General features: G+C 58.5%; 2 protein-coding genes and 1 pseudogene. 2 read left to right on the top strand and 1 reads right to left on the bottom strand.

The genetic code is table 11. The features are described 5' to 3' along the window. Nucleotides 1-241: 241 nt before the first annotated feature. Complete coding sequence (locus SB764_RS37975) at nt 242-712, bottom strand: limonene-1,2-epoxide hydrolase family protein (protein ID WP_410866458.1); 471 nt, start codon at nt 710-712, stop codon at nt 242-244. Between the two features lie 162 nt (nt 713-874). Here SB764_RS37975 and SB764_RS37970 point away from each other — a divergent pair, with 162 nt between their 5' ends. Both SB764_RS37970 and SB764_RS37965 read left to right on the top strand, forming a co-directional pair. Next, the gene (locus SB764_RS37970) at nt 875-1852 is read left to right on the top strand and encodes a LysR family transcriptional regulator (RefSeq protein WP_410866457.1); all 978 of its coding nucleotides are present in this window, start codon (nt 875-877) and stop codon (nt 1850-1852) included. 663 nt (nt 1853-2515) lie between these two features. Beyond that, nucleotides 2516-3271, top strand: a pseudogene (locus tag SB764_RS37965) (IS3 family transposase); the annotation flags it as partial.

Below are 3271 nucleotides of genomic sequence, written 5' to 3'. Positions count from 1 at the left end.
TCTGCATTTCGTCGTATTCGCCGTGCTTATGCTTGTCCACTTCGCAGCCCTTTATACAAGTGCCTAACACGCTCTAGGACGGCATTGAAGGTCAGAGCCGTCAATCGCGCATTGCGAACACCCTATTAACGGCTACGAGCTAACCTTTGCACGGATCCAACCTTCAGTGGTCGCGACCGATCCACGCATCTTCACCTTGCGTGGCAAACGCCGCGATGCCGTTGCAGTCGGGACCGATGATTCAGGCAGATTGATCCGCTGGAACCAGCATCATCGCCTTTCCTCCCAGTTTCGGGGCAAGCTTCTGCTGGACCGCGACCACCGACGGAAGCGGGCGCCATGCGACGGTCATGCTGTCGACAAGGCCTGCCTCATTCAAATGCATGTGATCCATTCCGTCAATCACGTGGTCACCGAATCTGATCGTGAACACGGCAACACAGTCGGCACCGTCGCGCAAGAGAAGCTTCGGTTCGAAGGCGTCCACGGTAGCGAGGAGCTGCGTCAGCACACCTGAGACGCGCCCCTTCCCCACGAACGGGGCAGGCACGATTGGGCTTCTGAGGACGACATTCTCTGCCATGTGGACCTTGGTCCCTTCGACGTCGCGATTACCCATGGCCTGGAGGTAAGCGTCGAGATGTTCAGTGGTGAGCATAACAATATTTTCCCGGAAGAATCGGTGCGCCGGCACGGCGCGTTGAGTTGCCATAGCGTTGGCGCTCCCATTGTTCGATCACTGCACACAGGTGCGCCAGGGACTGGATGAAGCGCGGCCGGCATGGTGCCAGTGACGGCCGCCTCCCAAATCCATAGTAAGGCCGTTGGCCCCTCATCATTAATCGGGGTAGTGTTCACATGTGTCATGACTGAAATGTCACGAATTACGCGGGGGGCTAATGTGGAAAATTTGAGTGCGCTGGGCGGTCTGGAAGTCTTTGTGCACACTGCGCGAACGCGGAGCTTTGCTGCCGCTGCGCGGGAACTCGGCATCTCGGCGTCGGCTATCAGCAAAAGCGTTTCGAGGCTTGAAGAGCGAGTCGGCGTGCGGCTTTTCCAGCGCAGCACACGAAGCGTCCGGCTTACGTCAGAAGGCGAGGTCTTCTTGGAAAGGTGCAGACGGATTTTTGGGGAGGTTCAGGCCGCCGAAGACGAACTCAGCGCGATGGCCGAATATCCGCGAGGGCGGCTGAGGGTTGGGCTGTCGCTTTCGGCGGGACTACCATTTCCAGTACTTTCCGCCTTCATGGAGCAACATCCCGAGATTGAACTCGATCTTGATTTCACTGACCGACTGGTCGATGTTATCGATGAAGGATTTGATGTCGTCATTCGCGGGAGTGTGCTTCGGGATTCACGGCTGGTATCTCGTCCGCTGGGTTCCTGGCGCGCCTGTCTGGTCGCCGCGCCAGAGTATTTGAAAAGAAAGGGAATCCCTAAGAACCCGGACGATCTTTTGAATCACGCGTGTCTACACTACCGCTGGACACCTACTGGAAAACTGTACCAATGGCCGCTGCGCCAATCGACATTCACAGTGCCAGGCGCGTCGCTGCCTTTGACGGCAGTGTGCAACAGCCTGGACATGTTGCTTTATATGGCTCTGTCAGGACGCGGGATCGCATGTGTGCCCGATTTCTCTGTCAAGAACGCGCTGGCCGATGGACGGCTGAAAGCCATACTGCACCCGTACGTGGCGGACTCCAACAGTATCCACGTGGTGTGGCCGGGCAGCCGGAAAATGACGCCAAAGGTGCGGGTATTTGTGGATTTCGTATGCGCGAATTTTGGCAGGCACCTCGTCACTAGATCCGAAGAACCGAAACGACAAAAGGCTCGGACGTCCGCTTGAATGCAGACTTTTCGGGAGCGGTAATCAAGGGTAATCGGCCTTGAACGTAGGGAAGATCGTCCTGACGAAGAGTTGATCTGTGACGGCAGGCTGCAGGATCCGCTCTGACTTGGATGGCTGAAACTCGTCGAGCTTCGGCCACCTATCGCTGGCGATTGAAAGTCGCATCTTGGCAAGGCTGTGTCAAAACTCGAAACTACGGGGTTGTCGGGTGTGGCTTTTCCCTTCCGGTGTGCCGCGAAGCCGATACAGAGCGTTCCGGGGGGGCGACTTCCTCGCTCGATGTCGAATTCGCACGTTTTGATACAACCTCGGCCGAACTCGGTCTGTCCCGTCGCTTCAGAGCAGGCTCTCTATAAACGCATCTAACGGTCAGTCGCGCATTCACTTTGCGAGCGCCTGACGGCGACATCCTTCGGCAAAGTGGTGGTCTCGCAGCGCTAAGGCGAGCGAAGCTCCACCTACGCGCACGTCAAGAAGAGGCAGGTGAGCCGATCCGGGGCGTGCGTTATCATTTTCGGCCTGAAAACGCCTCCCCAATCTGCCGCGCCCGCTTGACCTCATCGCTGTGCAGATAGAGATGGCCGCGCAAATTCGGACGGTCGGATAAGTGGTTTGGCCGGGGCCTGAGCCAGCGATAATGCTGGTAAAGGAACCGAGGAAATGACGAAGAGAACCCGACGTACGCATTCAGCGGCGTTCAAAGCGAAGGTGGCGCTTGCAGCGGTCAAAGGCGAGCGCACGCTGGCCGAACTGGCGCAGCAGTTCGATGTGCATCCGAACCAGACAAGGAATGGAAGCGGCAGTTGCAGGAACGTGCGGCAGACGTGTTTGGTGCGACCGGTGCGCCGTCGAGCGAGCCGCCGTTGGACGTGAAAACGCTGCACGCCAAGATTGGACAGTTGACGCTGGAGAACGATTTTTTGTCAGGAGCGCTCGGCAAAGCCGGACTGCTGAGCGCAAAGCGATGATCGATCGTACACACACATTGCCGGTCTCGCAGCAGGTTCGGCTGGTCGGCATCGCGAGATCAAGCGCGTATTGCCGGGCTCAGCCAGTCAGCCAGGCAGACCAGTTGCTGATGCGCCGGATCGACGAACTGCACATGGAGTTTCCATTTGCCGGGGCACGGATGCTGGCGCGCCTGCTGCGCCGGCAAGGACACCGGGTGGGTCGCCGTCGTGTCCGCACACTGATGAAGCGCATGGGTGTCGAGGCGCTGTACTGCAAGCCGAACACGAGCCGGCGCAACGCACAGCACAAAATCTGGCCGTACCTGCTGCGCGGCATGAAGATCGAGCGCGCCAACCAGGTGTTCGCGCTCGACACGACGTACATTCCGATGGCGCGCGGCTTCGTGTATCTGACGGCAGTGGTGGACTGGGCGAGCCGCAAGGTTCTCGCGCACCGGGTTGCCAT

It is taken from the genome of Paraburkholderia sp. SIMBA_027, assembly GCF_046535315.1.
Taxonomy (GTDB): Bacteria; Pseudomonadota; Gammaproteobacteria; order Burkholderiales; family Burkholderiaceae; genus Paraburkholderia; species Paraburkholderia tropica.
Note: the sequence above shows the minus strand (reverse complement) of the source record. Positions and strands in the feature narration are given on the sequence as shown.

Excerpts from the sequence above, each read along its gene's own strand:
- SB764_RS37975 (WP_410866458.1), bottom strand. The coding sequence starts at position 712 with ATGGCAACTCAACGCGCCGTGCCGGCGCACCGATTCTTCCGGGAAAAT.
- SB764_RS37970 (WP_410866457.1), top strand. The coding sequence starts at position 875 with ATGTCACGAATTACGCGGGGGGCTAATGTGGAAAATTTGAGTGCGCTG.